Genomic DNA, 19,084 nt, shown 5'->3' with positions numbered 1-19,084 from the left:
CACGCGCGCGGCGTCGAGCACCGCCGCCGTCCGGACGGCGTCGCGCGGGTCCACGGGCACCGGGCCGCCCGCGAGCCACGCGGCCACGGCGCGGTAGAAGTCCGCGTGTCCCCCCGGGGCCCGCGGCACGGGGCGGGTCTCGTCGCCGTGCACGAGCCACCCCGCCATGCCGTCGCCCGGGTCGAGCGCGGCGAACGGCGTCGGCTCCCCCTCGAACGACGTCACGAGGAAGGCGCCGGCCGAGCCCAGGACGCGCGTGCGGGGGCCCGGCGCACCCACCAGGCCGCCCGCCCACAGGTGGCTGACCGTGCCGGACGCGTGGCTCAGCGCCAGGAACACGTCGTCCTCGGTGGGGGTGGTCAGGGCGCGGAGCTCGCCGCGCACCGCCTCGACCGGGCCGAAGAGCTGGGTCGCCGAGTCGACGAGGTGGGACCCGAGGTCGAGCAGCAGCCCGCCGCCGTCGCCGACCGCGTTCTCCTTCCAGCGGTCCTTGGGCACGGGCCGCCACCGCTCCCAGCGGCGCTCGAAGCGGTGGACCGTGCCGAGGGCGCCGTCGTCGAGCAGGCGGCGCAGCGTGAGCTGCTCGCCGTCCCACCGCCGGTTCTGGAACACGGTCAGGCGACCGGCGCGGGCCTCGGCGAGGTCGACCAGGTGCTGGGCGCCCTCCCGGTCGAGGGCCAGCGGCTTGTCGACCACCGTGGGCACGCCCGCCTCCAGCGCGGCACCCGCGTGCTCGAGGTGGCGGCCGGTCGGCGACGCGACGACCACGACGTCCAGGTCGGGCGCGGCGAGCAGCGCGTCGACGTCGCCGTGGACGCGCACGCCCGGCCAGTCCTGCCTCGCGGCACGGACCCGGCCGGGGTCCCGCGTGACGACGTCCGTCACGCGGTGCCCCGCCTCGCGGAGCAGCCGGGCGTGGATCCCGCGCCCGGCGTCCCCGTACCCGATCAGACCGACACGCGTTCCCGGCTGCCGGCCGTCTCGCGGGCCCCGATCTTCCTCTGCCATGGCCACCACGATGCCGCACCGAGCTCGTGGATCACACCGGGCACGAGCAGCGTCCGGACGACCAGGGCGTCGATGAGGACGCCGAGCGCGACGAGGAACGCGAGCTGGACCAGGAAGAGCAGCGGCAGCACGGCGAGCGCCCCGAAGGTCGCGGCGAGCACGATCCCGGCGCTCGTGATGACGCCACCGGTGACCGTCAGGCCGCGCCGCACCCCCTCGCGGGTCCCGTGCACGAGCGACTCCTCCCGCACCCGGGTCATGAGGAAGATCGAGTAGTCGATCCCGAGCGCGACCAGGAACACGAACGCGTACAGCGGCACCGAGGCGTCCGCGCCCGGCATGTCGAGCACGTGGTTGAACACGAGCGCCGCGATGCCGATCGTCGCCCCGAAGGACAGCAGGTTCGCCAGGATCAGCACGACGGGCGCCACGAACGCGCGCAGCAGGAGGATCAGCACCACCAGGATGACCGCGAGGATCGTCGGCACGATGACCCGCAGGTCCCGCGCGCTCGTCACCTGCGTGTCCAGCCGCTCCGCGGCGGCACCGCCGACGAGCGTCCCGGGCGAGGCCTCGTGGGCGGCCTCGCGGATGTCCTCGACGACGAGCGTCGCCTCCTGGCTCTCGGACGACGCCTCGGTGACGACCTCGACGAGCACGCGGCCGTCGACGACCACGGGCGGGGCGGAGGGGTCGGCCGGACGTCCGCCGCCACCGCCCTCGGTGACCGGTGCCGCGGCGGCGACGCCGTCGACGTCGCCGACCGCGTCCAGGACGGCGTCGAGGTCCGCCTCGTCCACCACGACGGTGACGGGCTGCACCTGGCCGGCGTCGAAGTGCTCGGCCAGGTACTCCTCGCCCGCGACGGACTCGACCTCGGTGAGGAAGACGTCGGTGTCGCCGGTGCCCTCCGCCTCGAACGTCGGCACCCACAGGCACGCGACCGCGAGCGCGACAGCCGTCGTGAGCCAGACGCGGCGCGGGTGGCGGCCGATCAGGCCGGAGATCCGGCCCCACACGCCGGAGCGTGCCTCGAGGTGCTCGAGCGACTCGGCGCCGCCGTCCGCGGCGTCCGCCTCCACGTGCGGGACGCGCGGCCAGAAGATGAAGCGCGAGCGGCGACCGGCCAGGAGCAGCAGGGCGGGCAGCAGCGTCATCGAGGCCAGGAACGCCGCCGCGATGCCGATGGCGGCCACCGGGCCCAGGCTCTGGTTGGAGCGCAGGTCGGACAGGAGCAGGCACAGGAGGCCGGCGATCACGGTGCCCGCGCTCGCGGCGATCGGCTCGATGGAGCCGCGGATCGCGCGGCGCATCGCGGTGAACGGCGACTCGATGCGACGCAGCTCCTCGCGATAGCGCGCCACCAGGAGGAGCGAGTAGTCCGTGGCGGCGCCGACCACGAGGATGAACAGGATCCCCTGGCTCTGACCGTTGAGGACGAGCACGTCGGCGGCGGCGAGCTCGTAGACGACGAGCGCGGCCGCGCACAGGCCGAACAGGGACGTGAACAGGACGGTGAACGGCAGGGACGGCGAGCGGTAGACGAGGACGAGGATGACGAAGACGACGGCGAGGGCGACGACGAGGAGCAGCCCGTCGATGCCGCCGAAGGCCGCGACGAGGTCGGCGATGGCACCGGCGGGGCCGGTGACCCACGCCTGGAGCCCGTCGGCTTCGAGCGTCTCGTCGACCGCGGCGCGCAGCTCGGTGACCACGAGGTTGACGGCCCGCTCCTCGCCGATCTGCTCGTTGGCCGCGTCCGCGTCGAGCACGACGGTGACCAGCGCGGCCTCGCCGTCCTCCGACGGGATGGCGAACGGCGGCGCCACGAGCAGGTCCTCGATCGTCGTGTCGTCCTCGAGCTCGATCCCCGGGATCTCCTCGGCGAACGCCTGGACGTCGGCCAGCTGCTCCGGTGTCAGCGCCCCGTCCCCGCGCACGACGACCAGCGCGGGCAGCACGGCCTCCTCGCTGAACCCCTCGGCGGCGGCGGCGGCCTCGGTGGACTCGGCCCCCTCCGGCAGGAACGATGCGACGTCGTTCTCCTGGACGTCCGAGAGGCTGCCGATGGACATGCCGCCCAGGCCCGCCACGCCCAACCAGACGAGGATGACGGCGAGGATCCCGATCCCCCGGACGACTCCGGCCCACCGGCCGCTTTTACTCAGCATGCTGAGTATTGTTGACCTGACTAGCCTGGGCGACAAGTTGAACCGCCGTAGGTTGAACCAGAAGGGTCGGCAGTGACCTCTCGGACCGTGGACGGCGCACCGGAGGACCTCCGCAGCGCCGCCACCCAGCAGGCCTGGGGCGACGGTGCACCCGCCCCCGGGCAGCCGATCCCTACCCACCGGTGGCCCACCGGCCGCCTCATCTCCGCGGTGGCGCGGCGCATCGAGCGCGACTGGAACGCCCACCTGGCGGCGTGGGACCTCAACCACGCCTCCCTGCCGGTGCTGTTCCTGCTGGCCGCCGGCCCCCGGTCCCAGCGTGAGCTGGCCGCGGGCTCCGGGGTCACCGAGCAGACGATGAGCCGGATCATCGCCCGCCTCGACCGCACCGGGTACATCGAGCGCCGCACGCACGCGAACGACCGCCGCCGCAACGACGTCGCCCTGACCGAGGAGGGCTTCCGCGCGCTGCAGGAGGCCGGTGACCCGCGCTTCGCCGAGGAGCTGAGCGTCCGCGGCCTGAGCGCGGAGCAGGTCGGGCAGCTGCGCGAGATCCTCGCCGTGATGATGGCCGGGCACCCCCGGGCCTGGGACGTGCCGCCGGGCGAGGTCCCGGACGAGGCACCCGACGGCACGTCCGACGACGCGTGCCGGACGCCGCCGGCGCCGTCGGACGCCGGGTAGCGTCGCTCCATGGACGTCGTGAGCCTGGACCTGGGCCGGCGCCTGGTCGACTACCACGAGGCGTGGGACCGCCAGCGCGCCGTGCACGCCGAGGTCGCGGACGGCGCGGCGCCCGACACGCTCCTGCTGGTCGAGCACGAGAGCGTCTACACCGCCGGCCGGCGCACCGCGTCGTGGGACCGGCCCGTCGACGGCACGCCGGTGGTCGACGTCGACCGCGGCGGGCGCATCACCTGGCACGGGCCCGGCCAGCTCGTCGCCTACCCGGTGGTCCGGCTCGCCGAGCCGGTCGACGTCGTCGCCTACGTGCGGGCGCTCGAGCAGGCCGTCATCGACACGTGCGCGGACCTCGGGCTGGCCGCGGTGCGCGTCGACGGCCGGTCCGGCGTCTGGTTCCCCGCCGACGATCGGGGCCGGCGCGACCGCAAGGTGGCCGCGATCGGCGTGCGCGTGGCGCGCGGCGTGACGATGCACGGGCTCGCGCTCAACTGCGACGCCGACCTCGCCTCGTTCGGGCGGATCGTGCCGTGCGGCATCGACGACGCCGACGTGACCACCCTGAGCGCCGAGACCGGGCGCCGCGTGACGATCCCCGAGGTGACGCCGCTGCTCGTGGGCCACCTGGAGCGGGCGCTGGGCACCGTGACGTCCGCCCGCCCCGGACGTCGTGGGACGACTGCCGTAGGGTGATCACGTGACGATCGCACCCGAGGGACGCAGGATGCTGCGGGTCGAGGCCCGCAACGCTGCCACGCCGATCGAGAAGAAGCCCGAGTGGATCAGGACCCGGGCGACGATGGGCCCGGAGTACACCGAGCTCAAGGGCCTGGTGAAGCGCGAGGGCCTGCACACGGTGTGCGAGGAGGCGGGGTGCCCCAACATCTTCGAGTGCTGGGAGGACCGCGAGGCCACGTTCCTCATCGGCGGCGACCAGTGCACGCGACGGTGCGACTTCTGCCAGATCGACACGGGCAAGCCCGCTGACTTCGACGCCGACGAGCCGCGCCGCGTGGCCGAGTCCGTCCAGGCCATGGGCCTGCGCTACTCGACCGTCACGGGCGTGGCCCGCGACGACCTGCCCGACGGCGGCGCCTGGCTCTACGCGGAGACCGTCCGCCAGATCCACGCGCTCAACCCCGGCACGGGCGTCGAGCTGCTGATCCCCGACTTCAACGCGGTGCCCGAGCTGCTCGCCGAGGTCTTCTCCTCCCGGCCCGAGGTGCTCGCGCACAACCTCGAGACGGTGCCCCGGATCTTCAAGCAGATCCGTCCCGGCTTCCGCTACGACCGGTCGCTGTCGGTGCTCACGCAGGCCCGCACGGCCGGGCTGGTCACCAAGTCCAACCTCATCCTCGGCATGGGCGAGACGTACGAGGAGGCGGCCGCCGCGCTGCAGGACCTGCACGACGCGGGCTGCGACCTGGTCACGATCACGCAGTACCTGCGCCCGTCCGTGCGCCACCACCCCGTCGACCGGTGGGTGCGCCCGGAGGAGTTCGTCGCGCTCTCCGACGAGGCGGAGCGGATCGGCTTCGCCGGCGTCATGTCCGGGCCGCTCGTGCGCTCCTCCTACCGGGCCGGGCGCCTGTGGGCCCAGGCCATGACCCGCCGCGGCGACACGATCCCCGCGGGGCTCGCGCACCTCGCCGAGCAGCGCGCGTCCCGCCAGGAGGCGTCGAGCCTGCTCGCCCGCTGACACTAGACTCGCGACCATGGCCCGTCAGCGCTCGAGCGAGTCCTCCCCGGAGGCCAAGGCTCCCAAGGTGAAGAAGACCCGCTGGTACCACCAGGTCTGGCAGGCGTACACGATGACCCGCCAGGCGGACCCGGCGGTGACGTGGTGGGTCCTCGGCGCCTTCGCGGCCGTGGTGGCGATCGCGGTCGTGCTCGGCCAGGTGACGGGTCACCCGATCTACGCGCTGGTCGTCGGCGTGCCGTTCGCCGTGCTCGCGGGCATGTTCATCCTCGCGCGCCGCGCCGAGAAGGCCGCCTACCGGCGCCTCGAGGGGCAGCCGGGCGCGAGCCTGTCGGCCCTGCGCACCATCCGCCGGGGCTGGGACTTCCCCGAGGAGCCCGCCGCCGTGGACCCGCGCACCCAGGACCTGGTGTTCCGGGGCATCGGCCGCGCCGGTGTCGTCCTCGTGGGCGAGGGCCCGGGCGGCCGCCAGAGCAAGCTCCTCGAGGCCGAGAAGCGCAAGATCACGCGCATCCTGCCCAACGTGCCCGTGATCCTGATCCAGTCCGGCAACGGCGAGGGCCAGGTCCCGCTGCCCAAGCTCGCCAAGACGGTGCAGAAGCTCAAGGGGACGCTGACCAAGCAGGAGGTCGCGGAGATCACCAAGCGCCTGCGCGCCCTCGGCGGCCCGCGCCTGCCGGTCCCCAAGGGCATCGACCCCTACCGCGCCCGCCCCGACCGCAAGGGCATGCGCGGCCGCTGACCGGTCCTTGACGCGGCTGCTTCGATGGCGGCGTGACGACGACGCCGATCACCGCCCTGCCCGCGCCGTCGCGCGACCCGTTCTGGAACCACAACACGCACTACCACCGGCGCATCCCGCGGGCGGCGCCGCCGCCGTGGGGCCGGGTGCTCGACGTCGGCTGCGGTGAGGGCCTGCTGACGCGGCGGCTGGCGGGCGCCGCGACGCGCGAGGTCGTGGGGGTCGACGCCTCCCCCGTCGTCGTGGACCGGGCGCGCGCCCAGGCCGACTCGCCGCTGCTGCGCTACGTCACCGGCGACGCGATGACCGCCGACCTCGGCGGGCCGTTCGACCTCGTCACGTGCGTCGCCACGCTGCACCACCTGCCGCTGCGCGACGGGATCGCCCGGCTGCGCGGCCTCGTGGCGCCCGGTGGGGCGCTCGTGGTGGTCGGCCTGTCGAACCCGTCCGCGCCGCTCGACTGGGCGGTCGGCGCCCTCGGCATGGTCGCGACACGGTGGGCCCACGCGCGCCGGGCCGGCTGGAACGCCGACGTCCCGCTCGCCGACGCGACCACCACCTACGGCGAGGTGCGGGAGGCGGCGCGTGAGCTGCTGCCCGGGGCGGTGGTGCGCCTCGGCCTCTACTGGCGGTACACGCTGGTGTGGCGCTCCCCCGCCTGAGCGCCCGACGTCAGCGGCGGACGATGACCGTGCCCGCGGCGACGTCGTGCATGCCGCGACCGTCGCCGTCCCAGATCACGGCGGGGATGACCAGGCACAGCAGCACCGTGCGCACGAGCGCCGGCACGAGGCCCGGGCCGGCGAGAGCAGCGCGCTGCGTGCCGGTCCGCACGTCGGCCAGGCGCACGACCCGCAGCCCGGCGACCCGGTGGCCGATCGTCGAGCCGAGCGTCGCCACGAGCAGGATCATCGAGACCGCGAAGACCGCGAGCGTGGCCGTGGAGTCCGCCGCCAGGATCCCCGGCAGCTCGCTCGACGGGTCCGGGAAGAGCAGGGCCGCGACCGCGAGCGCGACGCCCCAGTCGATGCACAGGCCGACGAGGCGGCGCAGGACGGACGCCTGCGAGCCCGGGCCCTCGGCCGGGAGGCCGAGCCGCGACCCGCCGTCGGACGCCGGGCTGCCCGGCGTACCCTCGAGCCAGGAACCGAGGTCTTCCCGTCGTGGTGCCACGCTACGAGCGTAGGACAGGCGCTCGGGCACGCGGTCCCGCTCCCGGCGCGGCTCGCGGCGTCCGGGGCCGCGACCCGCCTCCCAGGTAACGCGGCGGAAACACGTGGTACACCGAGGGGAAACCGCCCCGGTCTACGGTCGGGACCGACGTTCGACCCGCAGCACGCCACGAGCACGTACCCCCGTGACGTCCGATCGCGCGAGGCGCGAGACCAAGGAGAGCACCGGATGTTCAGTTCGGCCGATGAGGTCATTGCCTTCATCAAGGAGGAGGACGTCAAGTTCGTCGACGTCCGCTTCTGCGACCTGCCTGGCGTGATGCAGCACTTCAACGTCCCGGCCTCGACGGTCGACACGGCGTTCTTCACCGAGGGCCAGATGTTCGACGGCTCCTCGATCCGCGGCTTCCAGGCCATCCACGAGTCGGACATGAAGCTGCTCGCCGACATCTCGACGGCGTACCTCGACCCGTTCCGCGTCGAGAAGACGCTGAACGTCAACATGTCGATCGTCGACCCGTACACGGACGAGCCGTACAGCCGCGACCCGCGCCAGGTCGCCGCGAAGGCCGAGGCCTACCTGCGGTCCACGGGCATCGCCGACACCGCGTTCTTCGCCCCCGAGGCGGAGTTCTACATCTTCGACGACATCCGGTTCCACACGAGCCAGTCCGAGAGCTACTACCACATCGACTCCATCGAGGCGGCGTGGAACACCGGCCGCAAGGAGGACGGCGGGAACCTCGGCCACAAGACCCCCTACAAGGGCGGCTACTTCCCCGTCTCCCCCGTCGACCACTTCGCCGACCTGCGCGACGAGATCTGCCTCGAGCTCGACAAGCTGGGCCTGCAGGTCGAGCGGTCGCACCACGAGGTCGGCACCGCCGGCCAGGCGGAGATCAACTACCGCTTCGACTCCCTCGCGGCGTCGGCGGACAAGGTGATGCTCTTCAAGTACGTCGTCAAGAACGTCGTGCACCGCAACGGCCGGACCGTGACGTTCATGCCGAAGCCGCTCTACGGGGACAACGGCTCGGGCATGCACTGCCACCAGTCGCTGTGGAAGAACGGCGAGCCGCTCTTCTACGACGAGAAGGGCTACGGCGGCCTGTCCGACATGGCGCGCTGGTACATCGGCGGCCTGCTCAAGCACGCGCCCGCCCTGGTGGCGCTGACCAACCCCACGGTCAACAGCTACCACCGCCTGGTGCCCGGCTTCGAGGCACCGGTCAACCTCGTCTACTCCGCACGCAACCGCTCCGCGTGCGTGCGCATCCCGGTCACGGGGTCGAACCCCAAGGCCAAGCGCATCGAGTTCCGCGTGCCCGACCCGTCGTCGAACCCGTACCTCGCGTTCGCCGCCATGCTCATGGCGGGCCTCGACGGCATCAAGAACAAGATCGAGCCGCCGGAGCCGGTCGACAAGGACCTCTACGAGCTGCCGCCCGAGGAGCACTCCCAGATCGAGCAGCTCCCCGCCTCGCTCGAGGAGGCGCTCGACGCGCTCGAGGCCGACCACGACTTCCTGACCGAGGGCAACGTCTTCACGCCCGACCTCATCGAGACGTGGATCGACTACAAGCGCACGCACGAGATCGACCCGATCCGCCAGCGTCCGCACCCGCACGAGTTCGAGCTGTACTTCGACGTCTGAGCTGCGGGCCGTCATGCGGCGGCCGCAGTCCGCTGACCTGCACGAACAGCGGCGCGCCTCGCGTCGACGGGACGCTCGCCCATGAGGTCGTCCCATACGGGCCCCCGGTCCGGCACTCCCCCGCACGGGGATGCTGCCGCACCGGGGGCCTCGTGCGTGCGGTGATTGACGCGACAGGCTGGTCCCGGACCGGTCTCGTCATGACAACCACAACGTGCTCCGACGAGCACGACCTGACCTCCCCGTTCTGGACCGTGGGCCACATCGCCCAGGCCTTCAGCGTCGCTCGGCGCACAGACGGGGGCCTCGGACCCGCGGCACCAGCCCCGGCGCGTGCCACCACTGCGTGTACGTCCCGGAGACGTCCTGCGAGGCGTTCAACCACGGCCTGGACCGCTGCCTCATCCACGGCGGCCACGACCTTCCGGCGTTCCTGACCTGACCTGGCGCGACCCGACGACCGCCATCCTGCCGGCGCTTCCGGACTCAACGGCCGACATCGTTGCCGGACACGATGCTTCTGGTTCGCACCTCCCGGGGCCGGTACGGCGGCTTGGCGGTATCCCTGCCGGTCCGCATCAGTGCAGTCGGGCAAGGCAGTCCCCCTCCGTCGCAAGCGGGTCCGGCCAGCGCCACCGAACACCAGGGCTGAGCAGACACGCGAATGGCGAGGGATCCAGACGGACACGGGACGCTTCGCCTACCACGGTGCGCGGGCGGTGGCGCCCCGTCGGCGCGTGCGGGTGGCGGGGTCGACGATGCGACATGTTCAAGCGGTCGGCCAAGCGGTCACGGCGCCGGCGTGCCCGCGGCGGTCCACTCGCGGATGTCCTGCGGCGCGGGGATGCACGGCCCTGTAACGGTCAGGCCGAAGGAGGACACCCGGTCGGGGTCGGCTTCGAGCATCCCACCCAACCGCATCACGTACCCGTTCTTGTGGAAGGCGACGGACCGACCTCCTCCGTCGGAGAGCAGCTCGCGGCCCGGCTCCCACCCGTCGGCGACGTACGGCGCAGCGACCTCCTCGATCAGCGACGCGGTCTCGCGGCGAGGGTCGAAGTCGAACCACCAGTGCGAGGACCACTGGATGGCGGTCGGGACCTCGGTGTCGGCGACGAGGTCGTCGGAGCACTGCGACCACCGGTCCTCGACGTCCGGGAAGTGCACGACCGACACGCCAGCGTCGGCGTAGTCGCGCTCGATGCTCGCTGCGACCTCGGCCGCGGTGGAGAACACGACGTCGCGGGTGTCGTCGGACTGGGTCACGATCTCCGCCTCTCCGGGGCCGCAGCCCGTCAGCGCCGCCAGGAGCAGCGCGCTTATCCCCGCTGCCAAGCGCGCGCCCGCTCGATGCATCACTGGACCTGCACCGTCGGCGGTACGAAGTCCGGGTCGGACATCGGGTAGTGCGGCACGGCCACCGGGTGCCTGCCGGCGGACATGTGCATGTCGGGCTCGGTGTACATCGTCGCCTCGCCACCGGTCATCACCGCCAGGACGTTCTCCCACGCTGTCGTCCCGCGGTTGAACACCGCACTGTGGGAGGCCAAGCCCTGCACGATGCCGCTGTTCGGGTCGTCCGCGTCGATGCGGCCGGTCTCCAGGCGCACGACACCGTCGAGCAGGTCGGGGTCGGCGCCGTGACCGAACGGACCGGCCTGCAGGCCCTGGGTGGCGCCGATCGCGTCCCCTGGCGCCGTCATGGAGTACCGCGGGGTCGACGGGTCGGCATTGTCCTGCACATTGAACACGTTCGGCCCCGCGCCAGCGGACTCCACGTGCAGGATGCGGTCGGCGACCATCCCCGCAGCTTCGGCCGCACCGACGACCGACCCGCCGTAGGAGTGACCGACGACCGTGAGCGGGACACCCTCGGGCCGTTCGACGCCAGCGACGAAGTCCCGCAGCGCTCCGGCCTGGTCGAGTGCGTAGTGCGAGTGGGGCGCGTCGGCGGTGATGCTCTGCGGCATGGGGCCGCCGAGGTAGGTGATGACCGCCAGGCTTCCGCGCGGTTCGGCCGCCTCGACGAACGTCATCGCCCGGTCGTACTGGCCGGGCATCTTCGTCTCGTTGGTGCCGGTGCCACCGAGCAGGGACCAGATTCCCCGACCGCCGAGCTCGCCGGCTGAGTGCAGGTCGGTGTGGACGAACATCTGCGACCGTCCGTTGGCGAACGTGAGCAGCTGTCGATGGAGCGGGTCGAGGGCGTGGCCCAGGCGCTCCTCGGCTGCCGCCAGCTGCTGGTCGCTCGCCGCGACGTGCGGGATCGTCAGCGGGTAGATCTCGGGGACCTCAGCGTCCCGGCGCATTCTCGCCAGGGCGATGTCCCCGATCAGAGCCTTCCAGCTCACTGGTGGCCTTTCTGCGCGCCCGCACGAAGTTGACGACGGCTGCGGCCACAGCCACCGCGGCGGCGCACCACACGACCTGCGGCGTGACCCGGTGCTGGAGGTGGGAGACGCCGACGATGATCAGGCCGATGACCAGGCCTGAAGCCAGGGCGCGGACGACATCTCGGGTCACTGCTGACATATCGCGTGAGGGTAGCCGAGCTCAATGCAGCCGTCGCGAGAACGGCTACTGCCTGCGCGGCGCCTGCAGCCTTGACGTCGTTGCTCAGGCTTGCTCAAGGTGCGGGCTCGGGCTCGGGTGTCCACTCGCGGATGTCCTGCGGAGCAGGCGCGCACGGCCCTGCGACGGTCAGGCCCAACAAGGTCGCGCGGTCCGGGTCGACCGCCCTGTCCCCTCCCCACAGCATCACGTACCCGTCCCGGCGGAAGGTGACCAATCGGCCGGTCCCGGAGCCCGAGTCCTCGCCCTGTTCCCAGCCGTCCGCGACGTACACCGCACCGATCTCGTCGATCAGAGAGGCCGTCTCCCGGCGCGTGTCGAACGTGAACTGCCACGTCGTGAGCCACTGGATCGCGTCCGGGACCTCGGTGTCCGCAGCGAGGTCCTCCCCGCAGTCCGTCCACCGGTCCTGCTCGGGGAAGTGCACGACGCTCACACCGAGCTCGGCGTACTCACGCTCCATGTGCGCCGCGGCCTGCCGGCCCGTGGTGAACACGTGCTCGCGGATCTCATCGGACTGCGTCCCGACCTGCGACTCCCTGGAACATCCGGTGGCCACCGCGAGGACCAGGACGGCCCGCAGCACCACGCCGGGGACCGACACCGTCGCGCGCTGCGTCACCGCACGTCCATCGTGGGCGCGACGACGTGGGGGTCGTCCATGATCACTGCCGACGTGAACCGCCCGTCCGCGTGGACGTGCTCTTGCGGGCGGCCTGAGCCCTGCCTCTCGGCGACGACGCCGCCTGGGAGCTGCCGACGGGGACCGTCCAGGGCGCCCGTCGCCCGAGCCCCAGGACGCTGCGCCCTCGCTTCCCCGCGATGCACAGCTGCGGCTCGAACCGCGCCACCCGAAGTGTCCACCAGCCACCCCCTGCGCAGGATGCTCCCACGCCCCAACCGTCTCGAGGAGGCGCCTGGTGTGGCCGTGCCGGGGCCTGCCTGTTGTCGTCGGCTCGCCGCGCAGGGTGAGGCGGTGCGGCGGAGACTGGACGGACCAGCACGAGCCGTAGGGGGCACTCATGCGCAGGACCGTCGCCGCACTCTCGCTCGCCGGAGCGCTGGCGCTCACCGGCTGCGCCGCCGACGACCCGGACGACGACCCGGACGACGACCGCCCGGCCGCCACGAGCTCCGCGTCGGAGGACGGCGGGGGCAGCAGCGGCGGCGATGAGTCCGGCGGCAGCGAGAGCGCCGAGGCGGTCGACCTCGACGACCTGCAGACCCAGATCGACGACCTGCGCGCGAGCGTCCAGGACGCCGGGACCGAGGTGCGCCGGGAGGCGGAGGAGGCGCTCGACGAGGCCCAGGCGGCGCTCGACCGCGCGGAGTCCGCGCGGGAGAGCACGGACCGGTCCGTGCGCGACGCGGCCCTGGACGCGGTCGACGACGCGACGGATGAGATCGCGGACGCGCGCGAGGAGGTGTCCGACGACGTGCGGAGCGCGTTCGACACGCTCGACGGGGACCTGCGCCGGCTCGGCGAGGAGCTGCGCCGGGACGCGAGCTGAGCGACGGCTTCGCGGCCACCGGCGACCGCTCGCCCCGGGGAGCGACCGCCGGTGACCACCGGTCACGCGAGGGCGACCGTGACCCCGCCCGAGAACGGGGAGTCGTGCAGCTCCAGCTGGGTCAGGGTGGCGTCCACCGGCACGTCGAACACCACGAGGCCCTGGACCTGGTTCCCGGGGTTGATCTGGTTGAGGAAGCTGTTGGCGTCACCGAGGTAGATGGCCGCTCCGGTGTCGGCCGAGAACGTCCGCCCCTGGGCGTCGAGCGCCTTCTGGGACGACCCGTCGAAGTACTGCGCCTGGTCGCCGATGTTCGTCACCGTGAGGTGGACGAGCACGAACTGGCCCTGAGCCTCCTGGCCGAACATGTCGTCCCCGACCCGCGTCACCCCCACCTCGACCTGGGTGACGACGAACTCGAACTTCCCGTCCGCGACCGTCGCGCCGACGCCCGGGAGCGCCTCGGCGGCGGCCTCGTCCTGCGTGGCCTCGTCCTGCGTGGCCTCGTCCTGCGCGTCCTGGACGTCCTCCGCGAGCGGCGCGTCCGCGGGCTGCGTCGGGGCTGCACCCGCCGGGGCGTCGCCGTCACCCCCACCGAGGGCTGACGCTCCGATCCCCAGGACGACGAGGACGCCGAGCGTGCTGAGCACCTTGTGCCGGGCGAACCAGCTGCGACGCTCGCCCGGCGCCGGGGACTGCTGCCCGGGCGCCACGTAGGAGTGGCCAGGCGCCGCGTGGGGCTCGCCCGGCACACCATAGGGCTGGCCCCCGTGCGGTCCCTGGGGCGGCTGCGCGGCGCCCGGCTGCGGCGGGTGCGGGAACGGGTGCTGGGGCTCGGACATGGGGGCCTCCTGGTCGGGACGATCTCGGGCGTCGGCTCGGCGCCACGGTCCCGGGCGCCGGCACCGACTGTCCCCGGGGCCACGGGGCCGGCACGTCGTCCGACCGGCTCGCACCGGCTGGCCCTTCGATGGACGCGGCGTGTCGGTGGTGCGGCCTACCGTCCCGACCATGGCCAGTCCCCCACCGGCGGTACCGACGACGGCCCGGCCGCGCGCGCTGCTCGGGCGAGCACCCTCGCACCGCATCCCGGCGGCAGCCGCGACGGTGCCGGCCCCGGGCCGGCTCACCGGTCACCGCCTGCTGCTGCGCCGCGTCGGGGACGCCGCGCTCGTGCTGGTGTGCGTGTTCTCGATGACCGGCGCCGTCGCGTTCGCGTCGCAGCACGCCGACGGCAGGGCGGGCGCGCCGCCGCAAGGGCTGCTCGTCCTCGCGTGGCTCGGCGGCGTGCTGGCGTGCGCGAGCCTCCCGCTGCGCCGACGCCACCCCGTGGCGGTGACCGTGGTGACCGGCGCCGCCGCCGTCCTCCTGCCGCTCGACGCCCTGGCCGTGCTCGTCGTCCTCCCGCGGGTGATCGCGTTCCGGTCGGCGCGCGCCGCCTGGTGGTGCGGCGCGCTCGCCGCCGCCGCGACCGCCGTGGCGCTCGCACGCGACGCGGCCCGTCGGCCGCACGACGCCGTCTTCTCGGCCGCCGACCCCGTGACGGGCCAGGTGCAGACCTTGCCCGGTAGCGGCTACGCGGTCCTGGGCCTCCTGCTCCTCGCCGTCTCGGTGGGCACGGGGCTGGTGCGCCGCTCGCGGCACGTCGCGACCACGGCGGTCCGGGCGGAGCGGGAGCAGGCGCACGCCGTGCAGGAGCTGCGCGCGGAGCTCACCACCGAGCTGACCCGCCAGGACGAGCGGGACCTCATCGCCCGCGAGCTGCACGACACCGTGGCCCACCACCTCTCGATCGTCTCCTTGCGCGCCTCCGCTCTCGAGCTCACCGCCGACGGCGAGCAGGTCCAGGACGCGGCCCGGTCGATGCGCTCCTCGGCACACCAGGCCCTGGAGGAGATGCGCGACCTCATCGCGGTCCTGCGCGACGCCCAGGTGCCGCTCACGGCAGGCCCGATGCCCGGGCGCTCGCTGGCCGACCTCGCCGACCTGGTCGCCTCGGCGCGCGACGGCGGAGCCGACATCGCCGCGACGGTCTTCGTCACGGACGGCGTGCGGGCGCCGGCCGCGCTGACCCGCGCGGTCTACCGGATCGTCCAGGAGAGCCTGACCAACGCGCTCAAGCACGCGCCGCACGCACGCGTGGACCTCGACCTGCGGGCGGCGCCGGGTGACGGCGTCCACGTCCGGGTGCGCAACGGCATGAGCCCGGGCCAGGCACCGTCCCAGGCACCCGGATCCGGCACCGGCCTGGTGGGCATGCGCGAGCGCGCCTCGACCGTGGGGGGCACGGTCGAGGCCGGCCCGCAGGGCGACGCCTGGGTCGTCACGGCGCACCTGCCCTGGCCGTCGGCCGCGCCCGTGTCGGAGGCGGACCCTACGATCCAGGCGTGATCAGGGTGCTGCTCGTCGAAGACGACCCGCTCGTGCGCACGCTCCTGCAGACGATCCTCGAGCAGCAGGACCTCGCGGTCGTCGGGCAGGCGGCGGACGGCGACGAGGTCGTGGCTGCGGTGCAGGCGCACCACCCGGACGTCGTGCTCATGGACCTGCGCATGGCGCGGATGTCCGGGGTCGAGGCGACCGCGGCGCTGCAGCGGCTTCCGGAGCCGCCGGCGGTCATCGCGCTGACGTCCTTCGACGCCCAGGACGTCGTGCTGGCCGCGGTGCACGCCGGGGCGCGCGGCTACCTCGCCAAGGACTCGGCACCCGAGCAGATCGCTGACGCCGTGCGCGTGGTGGCGGCGGGCGGCAGCCGGCTCTCGGACCGCGCCTCGCGCGCCGTCGTCGACCACGTGACGGCCGACGTCGGCGCTCGTCGCCGGTCCGAGGCGCTTGCCCGGCTAGGCGCCCTCACCGACCGCGAGCAGGAGATCGCCACGGCGGCGGCCGCCGGCCTGTCCAACGCCGCCATCGCCGCACGGACGTTCTGCAGCGAGGCCACGGTCAAGACCCACCTCAACCGCGCGATGACCAAGCTCGGGCTCGAGAACCGGGTGCAGCTCGCGACCCTGGTCGACCGTGCCGGCCTGACGCCCGGCTGACGTGCCGAGCCGCCGCCGCCGAGGCCGCGTCCACCGGGCAGTGTTGCCGCGCACCCCGGTGAGCGCGCGCCCCTGGGTCGGTAGGCTCCAGGCGCACGAGGGTCGACCACACGAGAGGACCCAGGATGAGGGCAGCACGTCTGCACGGCGTCGGCGACCTGCGGATCGACGAGGTCGACGAGCCGGTGCCGGGCGAGGGCGAGAGCCTCGTGCGGGTCACCGCCGTCGGGCTGTGCGGCTCGGACCTGCACTGGTTCGCCGACGGCGGCATCGGCGACGCCACCCTGTCGGAGCCGCTCGTGCTCGGGCACGAGCTCGCCGGCGTCGTCGAGGGCGGCCCGCACCACGGGCGTCGCGTCGCGCTGGACCCCGCGGACCCGTGCGGGCGCTGCGAGCAGTGCCTGGCCGGGAACCGGAACCTGTGCCCCACCGTCCGCTTCGCCGGGCACGGGCGCAACGACGGCGGGCTGCGTGAGCTCATGGCGTGGCCCACCGAGCTGCTGCACACCGTCCCCGACGAGCTCAGCGACGCCGACGCGGCGATGCTCGAGCCCCTGGGGGTCGCCCTGCACGCCGTCGACCTCGGCGGGGCGCGGCTGGGCGCGACGGTGGTCGTCGTGGGGTGCGGACCGATCGGGCTGTGCGCCCTGCAGCTGGCGCGGCTGGCCGGCGCCGAGCGGGTCGTCGCCGTCGAGCCGCTCGCGCACCGTCGCGAGGCGGCGGCGCGCCTGGGCGCCGACGTCGTCCTGGACCCCTCGCACCCGGGAGTCCTCGATGCGCTCGCCGACGCCACCGCCGGACGCGGGGGCGACGTCGTGCTCGAGATCGCGGGCAACGACGACGCCGTGGCGCTCGCCGTGCACGCCGCAGGCCCGGGGGCGACGGTCGTGCTGGCGGGCATCCCCGACGCGGACTCGACCTGCTTCCCGGCGTCGGCCGCGCGCCGCAAGGGACTGACGCTGAAGCTGTCGCGCCGCATGAAGGAGATGTACCCGCGGACGATCGCGCTCGTGACGTCCGGCCGGGTCGACGTCGCCTCGCTCGTGAGCGACACCTACCCGCTCGGGCGCGCCGCCGACGCGTTCCGGGCGGCGCACGCGCGCGAGGGCCTCAAGGTCGTCGTCGCGCCGGGCCGATGACGCTCGTCCTGGCGGTCGACTGCTCGACCACCGCCGCCAAGGCCGTCGTGGAGGACGCCGACGGGCGGGTGGTCGCGAGCGCCTCCCGTCCGATCACCACGAGCAGCCCTCGCCCGGGATGGCACGAGCAGGACCCGGCCCGGTGGTGGGACGCCACGCGCGACGCCGCGCGGGAGGCGATCGCGGCGCTCCCCGACCCGGCCGCCGTCGGAGCCGTGTGCGTGACGCACCAGCGCGAGTCGTTCGCGTGCCTGGACGAGACGGGTGCCGCCCTGCGGCCCGCGATCCTCTGGCTCGACGCACGCGCGCACGCCGAGATCGCCGCGCTGGGCACGGACCGTGTCCACGACGTGTCGGGCAAGCCGCCGGACACCACCCCCGCGATCTACAAGCTCGCCTGGCTGAGCCGGCACGAGCCGGCCGTCCTGCGCGACGCCGCGCGCGTCGGCGACGTCCAGGCCTACCTGTGCCTGCAGCTCACGGGCCGGTGGGCGACGAGCGCGGCGTCGGCCGACACGCTCGGGCTGCTCGACCTGCGCACGCACGAGTGGTCGCCGGAGCTGCTGGCGCTGGCCGGCGTGCGCGCCGCCCAGCTCCCCGAGCTGGTCCCCGACGGCGAGGTGCTGGGTCTGCTCACCGCGGGGGCGGCCGGCGAGCTGGGCCTGCCCGGTCCCCTCCCGCTCGTGGCCGGGCTCGGTGACGGTCAGGCCGCCGGCCTGGCGCTGGGGGCGGCGCAGGACGGCGTCGCCTACCTCAACCTGGGCACCTCCATGGTGCTGGGGGTCACCTCGCCCGAGTACCGGTGGGACCCGGCGTTCCGGACCCTGGCCGGGATGGTGCCGGGGACGTGGACCCTCGAGACGGTGCTCAACGCGGCCGCCTACGTCGCCTCGTGGTGCCGCGAGCAGTTCGGCGGCGGGACCCCCGGCGACGCGCTCGAGGCCGCGGCCGCCGCCCTGCCGCCCGGCGCGGAGGGGTTGCTGACGCTCCCCTACTGGAACGCCGCCCAGACGCCCCACTGGGACCCGCTCGCGCGCGGCGCGGTCGTCGGGTGGCACGGGCGTCACACCCCCGCGCACCTGTACCGGTCGATCCTCGAGGGCGTCGCGTTCGAGCTGCGCCTGCACCTCGACCGCCTCGAGGCGGCGACCGGGCACCGGGTCGACGTCGTCCGCGCCGTCGGCGGCGGCGCCCGGAGCCCGCTGTGGGTCCAGGTGGTCGCCGACGTCACGGGGCGCACGGTGCGCGTCTGCTCGGCCGGCGAGATCAGCGCGGCCGGCGCGGCGGCGCTGGCCCGCGGCCACCTGGCGGGCGGCGCGCCCGACGTCCACCTCCCGGACGGCCACGACGTCGTGCCCGACCCCCGCACCGCCGACGTCTACGCACGGCTGTTCGCCGCGCAGTCCCGTCTCTACCCCGCGCTGCGCGACGTCTTCGCCGAGCTCGCGGACCTGCGCGAGCACGACGCCGGCTGAGCCGCCGGGGTCGAGGGGGCGCGGCGAACCACCCGTCCGGGTGGTCAAGCCCGGCCCGCGGCGCGCCGATGTCGAGGTGGACACCGACGTCGACGAAGGAGCGGTCATGACGGACCTCACCGGCCGCGCGCTGGGGGCCCCGGGCCTCGGGGTGGGCGCGCTCCGCGACACGGCCGCGCGCAGCGGCGAGCCCGCGAGCCCGGCACCACCGCGCACCGGC

General features: G+C 74.1%; 19 protein-coding genes. 11 read left to right on the top strand and 8 right to left on the bottom strand.

Annotation, left to right across the window (positions count from 1 at the left end):
- Both IDM29_RS06970 and IDM29_RS06965 read right to left on the bottom strand, forming a co-directional pair.
- Nucleotides 1–1,008: Gfo/Idh/MocA family protein (locus tag IDM29_RS06970; protein WP_188037352.1), on the bottom strand; the 1,008-nt coding region annotated here is incomplete at its 3' end.
- A complete protein-coding gene (locus IDM29_RS06965; RefSeq protein WP_182111377.1) occupies nucleotides 948–3,179 on the bottom strand; it encodes an MMPL family transporter in 2,232 nt (743 codons plus the stop codon). The genes IDM29_RS06965 and IDM29_RS06970, both read right to left, overlap by 61 nt.
- A 72-nt stretch (nucleotides 3,180–3,251) precedes the next feature.
- Between IDM29_RS06965 and IDM29_RS06960 the strand changes: the two genes are divergently transcribed.
- Genes IDM29_RS06960 through IDM29_RS06940 form a run of 5 tightly spaced genes read left to right on the top strand, consistent with a single transcriptional unit; the run spans nucleotide 3,252 to nucleotide 6,963 of the window.
- Complete coding sequence (locus IDM29_RS06960; RefSeq protein ID WP_255491542.1) at nucleotides 3,252–3,863, top strand: MarR family winged helix-turn-helix transcriptional regulator; 612 nt, start codon at nucleotides 3,252–3,254, stop codon at nucleotides 3,861–3,863.
- A gap of 9 nt (nucleotides 3,864–3,872) precedes the next feature.
- Nucleotides 3,873–4,553 (top strand): lipoyl(octanoyl) transferase LipB, encoded by a 681-nt coding sequence (gene lipB, locus IDM29_RS06955; RefSeq protein WP_182111378.1) that lies wholly within the window; start codon nucleotides 3,873–3,875, stop codon nucleotides 4,551–4,553.
- A 4-nt stretch (nucleotides 4,554–4,557) separates the two neighbouring features.
- The gene (gene lipA, locus IDM29_RS06950; protein WP_182111379.1) at nucleotides 4,558–5,559 is read left to right on the top strand and encodes a lipoyl synthase; all 1,002 of its coding nucleotides are present in this window, start codon (nucleotides 4,558–4,560) and stop codon (nucleotides 5,557–5,559) included.
- 16 nt (nucleotides 5,560–5,575) lie between these two features.
- On the top strand, nucleotides 5,576–6,301 hold the full coding sequence (locus tag IDM29_RS06945; RefSeq protein WP_182111380.1) for a DUF4191 domain-containing protein: 726 nt from the start codon (nucleotides 5,576–5,578) through the stop codon (nucleotides 6,299–6,301).
- A gap of 32 nt (nucleotides 6,302–6,333) precedes the next feature.
- The gene (locus tag IDM29_RS06940; protein ID WP_182111381.1) at nucleotides 6,334–6,963 is read left to right on the top strand and encodes a bifunctional 2-polyprenyl-6-hydroxyphenol methylase/3-demethylubiquinol 3-O-methyltransferase UbiG; all 630 of its coding nucleotides are present in this window, start codon (nucleotides 6,334–6,336) and stop codon (nucleotides 6,961–6,963) included.
- Between the two features lie 10 nt (nucleotides 6,964–6,973).
- Here the strand turns inward: IDM29_RS06940 and IDM29_RS06935 are convergent, their stop codons facing one another.
- Nucleotides 6,974–7,474: an RDD family protein gene (locus IDM29_RS06935; protein WP_188037351.1), complete on the bottom strand. Its 501-nt coding sequence runs from the start codon at nucleotides 7,472–7,474 to the stop codon at nucleotides 6,974–6,976.
- A 228-nt stretch (nucleotides 7,475–7,702) separates the two neighbouring features.
- Here IDM29_RS06935 and glnA point away from each other — a divergent pair, with 228 nt between their 5' ends.
- Nucleotides 7,703–9,127 (top strand): type I glutamate--ammonia ligase, encoded by a 1,425-nt coding sequence (gene glnA, locus IDM29_RS06930; RefSeq protein WP_182111383.1) that lies wholly within the window; start codon nucleotides 7,703–7,705, stop codon nucleotides 9,125–9,127.
- A gap of 789 nt (nucleotides 9,128–9,916) precedes the next feature.
- Here glnA and IDM29_RS06925 read toward each other — a convergent pair.
- The 4 genes from IDM29_RS06925 to IDM29_RS06910 form a co-directional block, all read right to left on the bottom strand.
- Entirely contained in the window at nucleotides 9,917–10,462 is a 546-nt protein-coding gene (locus IDM29_RS06925) for a hypothetical protein (RefSeq protein WP_188037350.1), read from the bottom strand.
- Nucleotides 10,463–10,482: 20 nt separating this feature from the next.
- Complete coding sequence (locus IDM29_RS06920) at nucleotides 10,483–11,436, bottom strand: alpha/beta hydrolase (RefSeq protein WP_188037349.1); 954 nt, start codon at nucleotides 11,434–11,436, stop codon at nucleotides 10,483–10,485.
- A complete protein-coding gene (locus tag IDM29_RS06915) occupies nucleotides 11,420–11,659 on the bottom strand; it encodes a hypothetical protein (protein WP_182111386.1) in 240 nt (79 codons plus the stop codon). Before IDM29_RS06915 ends, IDM29_RS06920 begins: the two co-directional genes overlap by 17 nt.
- A 94-nt stretch (nucleotides 11,660–11,753) precedes the next feature.
- The gene (locus IDM29_RS06910; RefSeq protein WP_182111387.1) at nucleotides 11,754–12,320 is read right to left on the bottom strand and encodes a hypothetical protein; all 567 of its coding nucleotides are present in this window, start codon (nucleotides 12,318–12,320) and stop codon (nucleotides 11,754–11,756) included.
- 400 nt (nucleotides 12,321–12,720) lie between these two features.
- Between IDM29_RS06910 and IDM29_RS06905 the strand changes: the two genes are divergently transcribed.
- The gene (locus tag IDM29_RS06905; protein ID WP_182111388.1) at nucleotides 12,721–13,209 is read left to right on the top strand and encodes a hypothetical protein; all 489 of its coding nucleotides are present in this window, start codon (nucleotides 12,721–12,723) and stop codon (nucleotides 13,207–13,209) included.
- 62 nt (nucleotides 13,210–13,271) lie between these two features.
- Here IDM29_RS06905 and IDM29_RS06900 read toward each other — a convergent pair whose 3' ends face one another.
- Complete coding sequence (locus tag IDM29_RS06900) at nucleotides 13,272–14,051, bottom strand: DUF4352 domain-containing protein (RefSeq protein WP_182111389.1); 780 nt, start codon at nucleotides 14,049–14,051, stop codon at nucleotides 13,272–13,274.
- A 169-nt stretch (nucleotides 14,052–14,220) separates the two neighbouring features.
- On the opposite strand from IDM29_RS06900, the gene IDM29_RS06895 reads away from it, so the two are divergent.
- The 4 genes from IDM29_RS06895 (at nucleotide 14,221) to IDM29_RS06880 (ending at nucleotide 18,864) form a co-directional block, all read left to right on the top strand.
- Entirely contained in the window at nucleotides 14,221–15,600 is a 1,380-nt protein-coding gene (locus IDM29_RS06895; RefSeq protein WP_182111390.1) for a sensor histidine kinase, read from the top strand.
- Nucleotides 15,597–16,250, top strand: coding sequence for a response regulator transcription factor (locus IDM29_RS06890; protein ID WP_220457940.1), 654 nt, complete (start codon nucleotides 15,597–15,599; stop codon nucleotides 16,248–16,250). Before IDM29_RS06895 ends, IDM29_RS06890 begins: the two co-directional genes overlap by 4 nt.
- A gap of 125 nt (nucleotides 16,251–16,375) precedes the next feature.
- The gene (locus tag IDM29_RS06885; protein WP_182111391.1) at nucleotides 16,376–17,389 is read left to right on the top strand and encodes a zinc-binding dehydrogenase; all 1,014 of its coding nucleotides are present in this window, start codon (nucleotides 16,376–16,378) and stop codon (nucleotides 17,387–17,389) included.
- Nucleotides 17,386–18,864 (top strand): FGGY-family carbohydrate kinase, encoded by a 1,479-nt coding sequence (locus IDM29_RS06880; RefSeq protein ID WP_182111392.1) that lies wholly within the window; start codon nucleotides 17,386–17,388, stop codon nucleotides 18,862–18,864. Before IDM29_RS06885 ends, IDM29_RS06880 begins: the two co-directional genes overlap by 4 nt.
- The last annotated feature ends 220 nt before the right edge of the window (nucleotides 18,865–19,084 follow it).

Source organism: Actinotalea sp. JY-7885 (genome assembly GCF_014525465.1).
Lineage (GTDB): Bacteria > Actinomycetota > Actinomycetes > Actinomycetales > Cellulomonadaceae > Actinotalea.
This window is presented reverse-complemented; position numbering and strand designations above follow the sequence as displayed.

What these genes read in the sequence shown, in the direction of transcription:
- IDM29_RS06880 (WP_182111392.1), top strand. Translation starts at nt 17,386, where the DNA reads ATGACGCTCGTCCTGGCGGTCGACTGCTCGACCACCGCCGCCAAGGCC.
- IDM29_RS06895 (WP_182111390.1), top strand. Translation starts at nt 14,221, where the DNA reads ATGGCCAGTCCCCCACCGGCGGTACCGACGACGGCCCGGCCGCGCGCG.
- IDM29_RS06900 (WP_182111389.1), bottom strand. Translation starts at nt 14,051, where the DNA reads ATGTCCGAGCCCCAGCACCCGTTCCCGCACCCGCCGCAGCCGGGCGCC.
- lipB (WP_182111378.1), top strand. Translation starts at nt 3,873, where the DNA reads ATGGACGTCGTGAGCCTGGACCTGGGCCGGCGCCTGGTCGACTACCAC.
- IDM29_RS06945 (WP_182111380.1), top strand. Translation starts at nt 5,576, where the DNA reads ATGGCCCGTCAGCGCTCGAGCGAGTCCTCCCCGGAGGCCAAGGCTCCC.
- IDM29_RS06920 (WP_188037349.1), bottom strand. Translation starts at nt 11,436, where the DNA reads ATGCGCCGGGACGCTGAGGTCCCCGAGATCTACCCGCTGACGATCCCG.
- glnA (WP_182111383.1), top strand. Translation starts at nt 7,703, where the DNA reads ATGTTCAGTTCGGCCGATGAGGTCATTGCCTTCATCAAGGAGGAGGAC.
- IDM29_RS06965 (WP_182111377.1), bottom strand. Translation starts at nt 3,179, where the DNA reads ATGCTGAGTAAAAGCGGCCGGTGGGCCGGAGTCGTCCGGGGGATCGGG.
- IDM29_RS06885 (WP_182111391.1), top strand. Translation starts at nt 16,376, where the DNA reads ATGAGGGCAGCACGTCTGCACGGCGTCGGCGACCTGCGGATCGACGAG.
- IDM29_RS06905 (WP_182111388.1), top strand. Translation starts at nt 12,721, where the DNA reads ATGCGCAGGACCGTCGCCGCACTCTCGCTCGCCGGAGCGCTGGCGCTC.
- IDM29_RS06915 (WP_182111386.1), bottom strand. Translation starts at nt 11,659, where the DNA reads ATGTCAGCAGTGACCCGAGATGTCGTCCGCGCCCTGGCTTCAGGCCTG.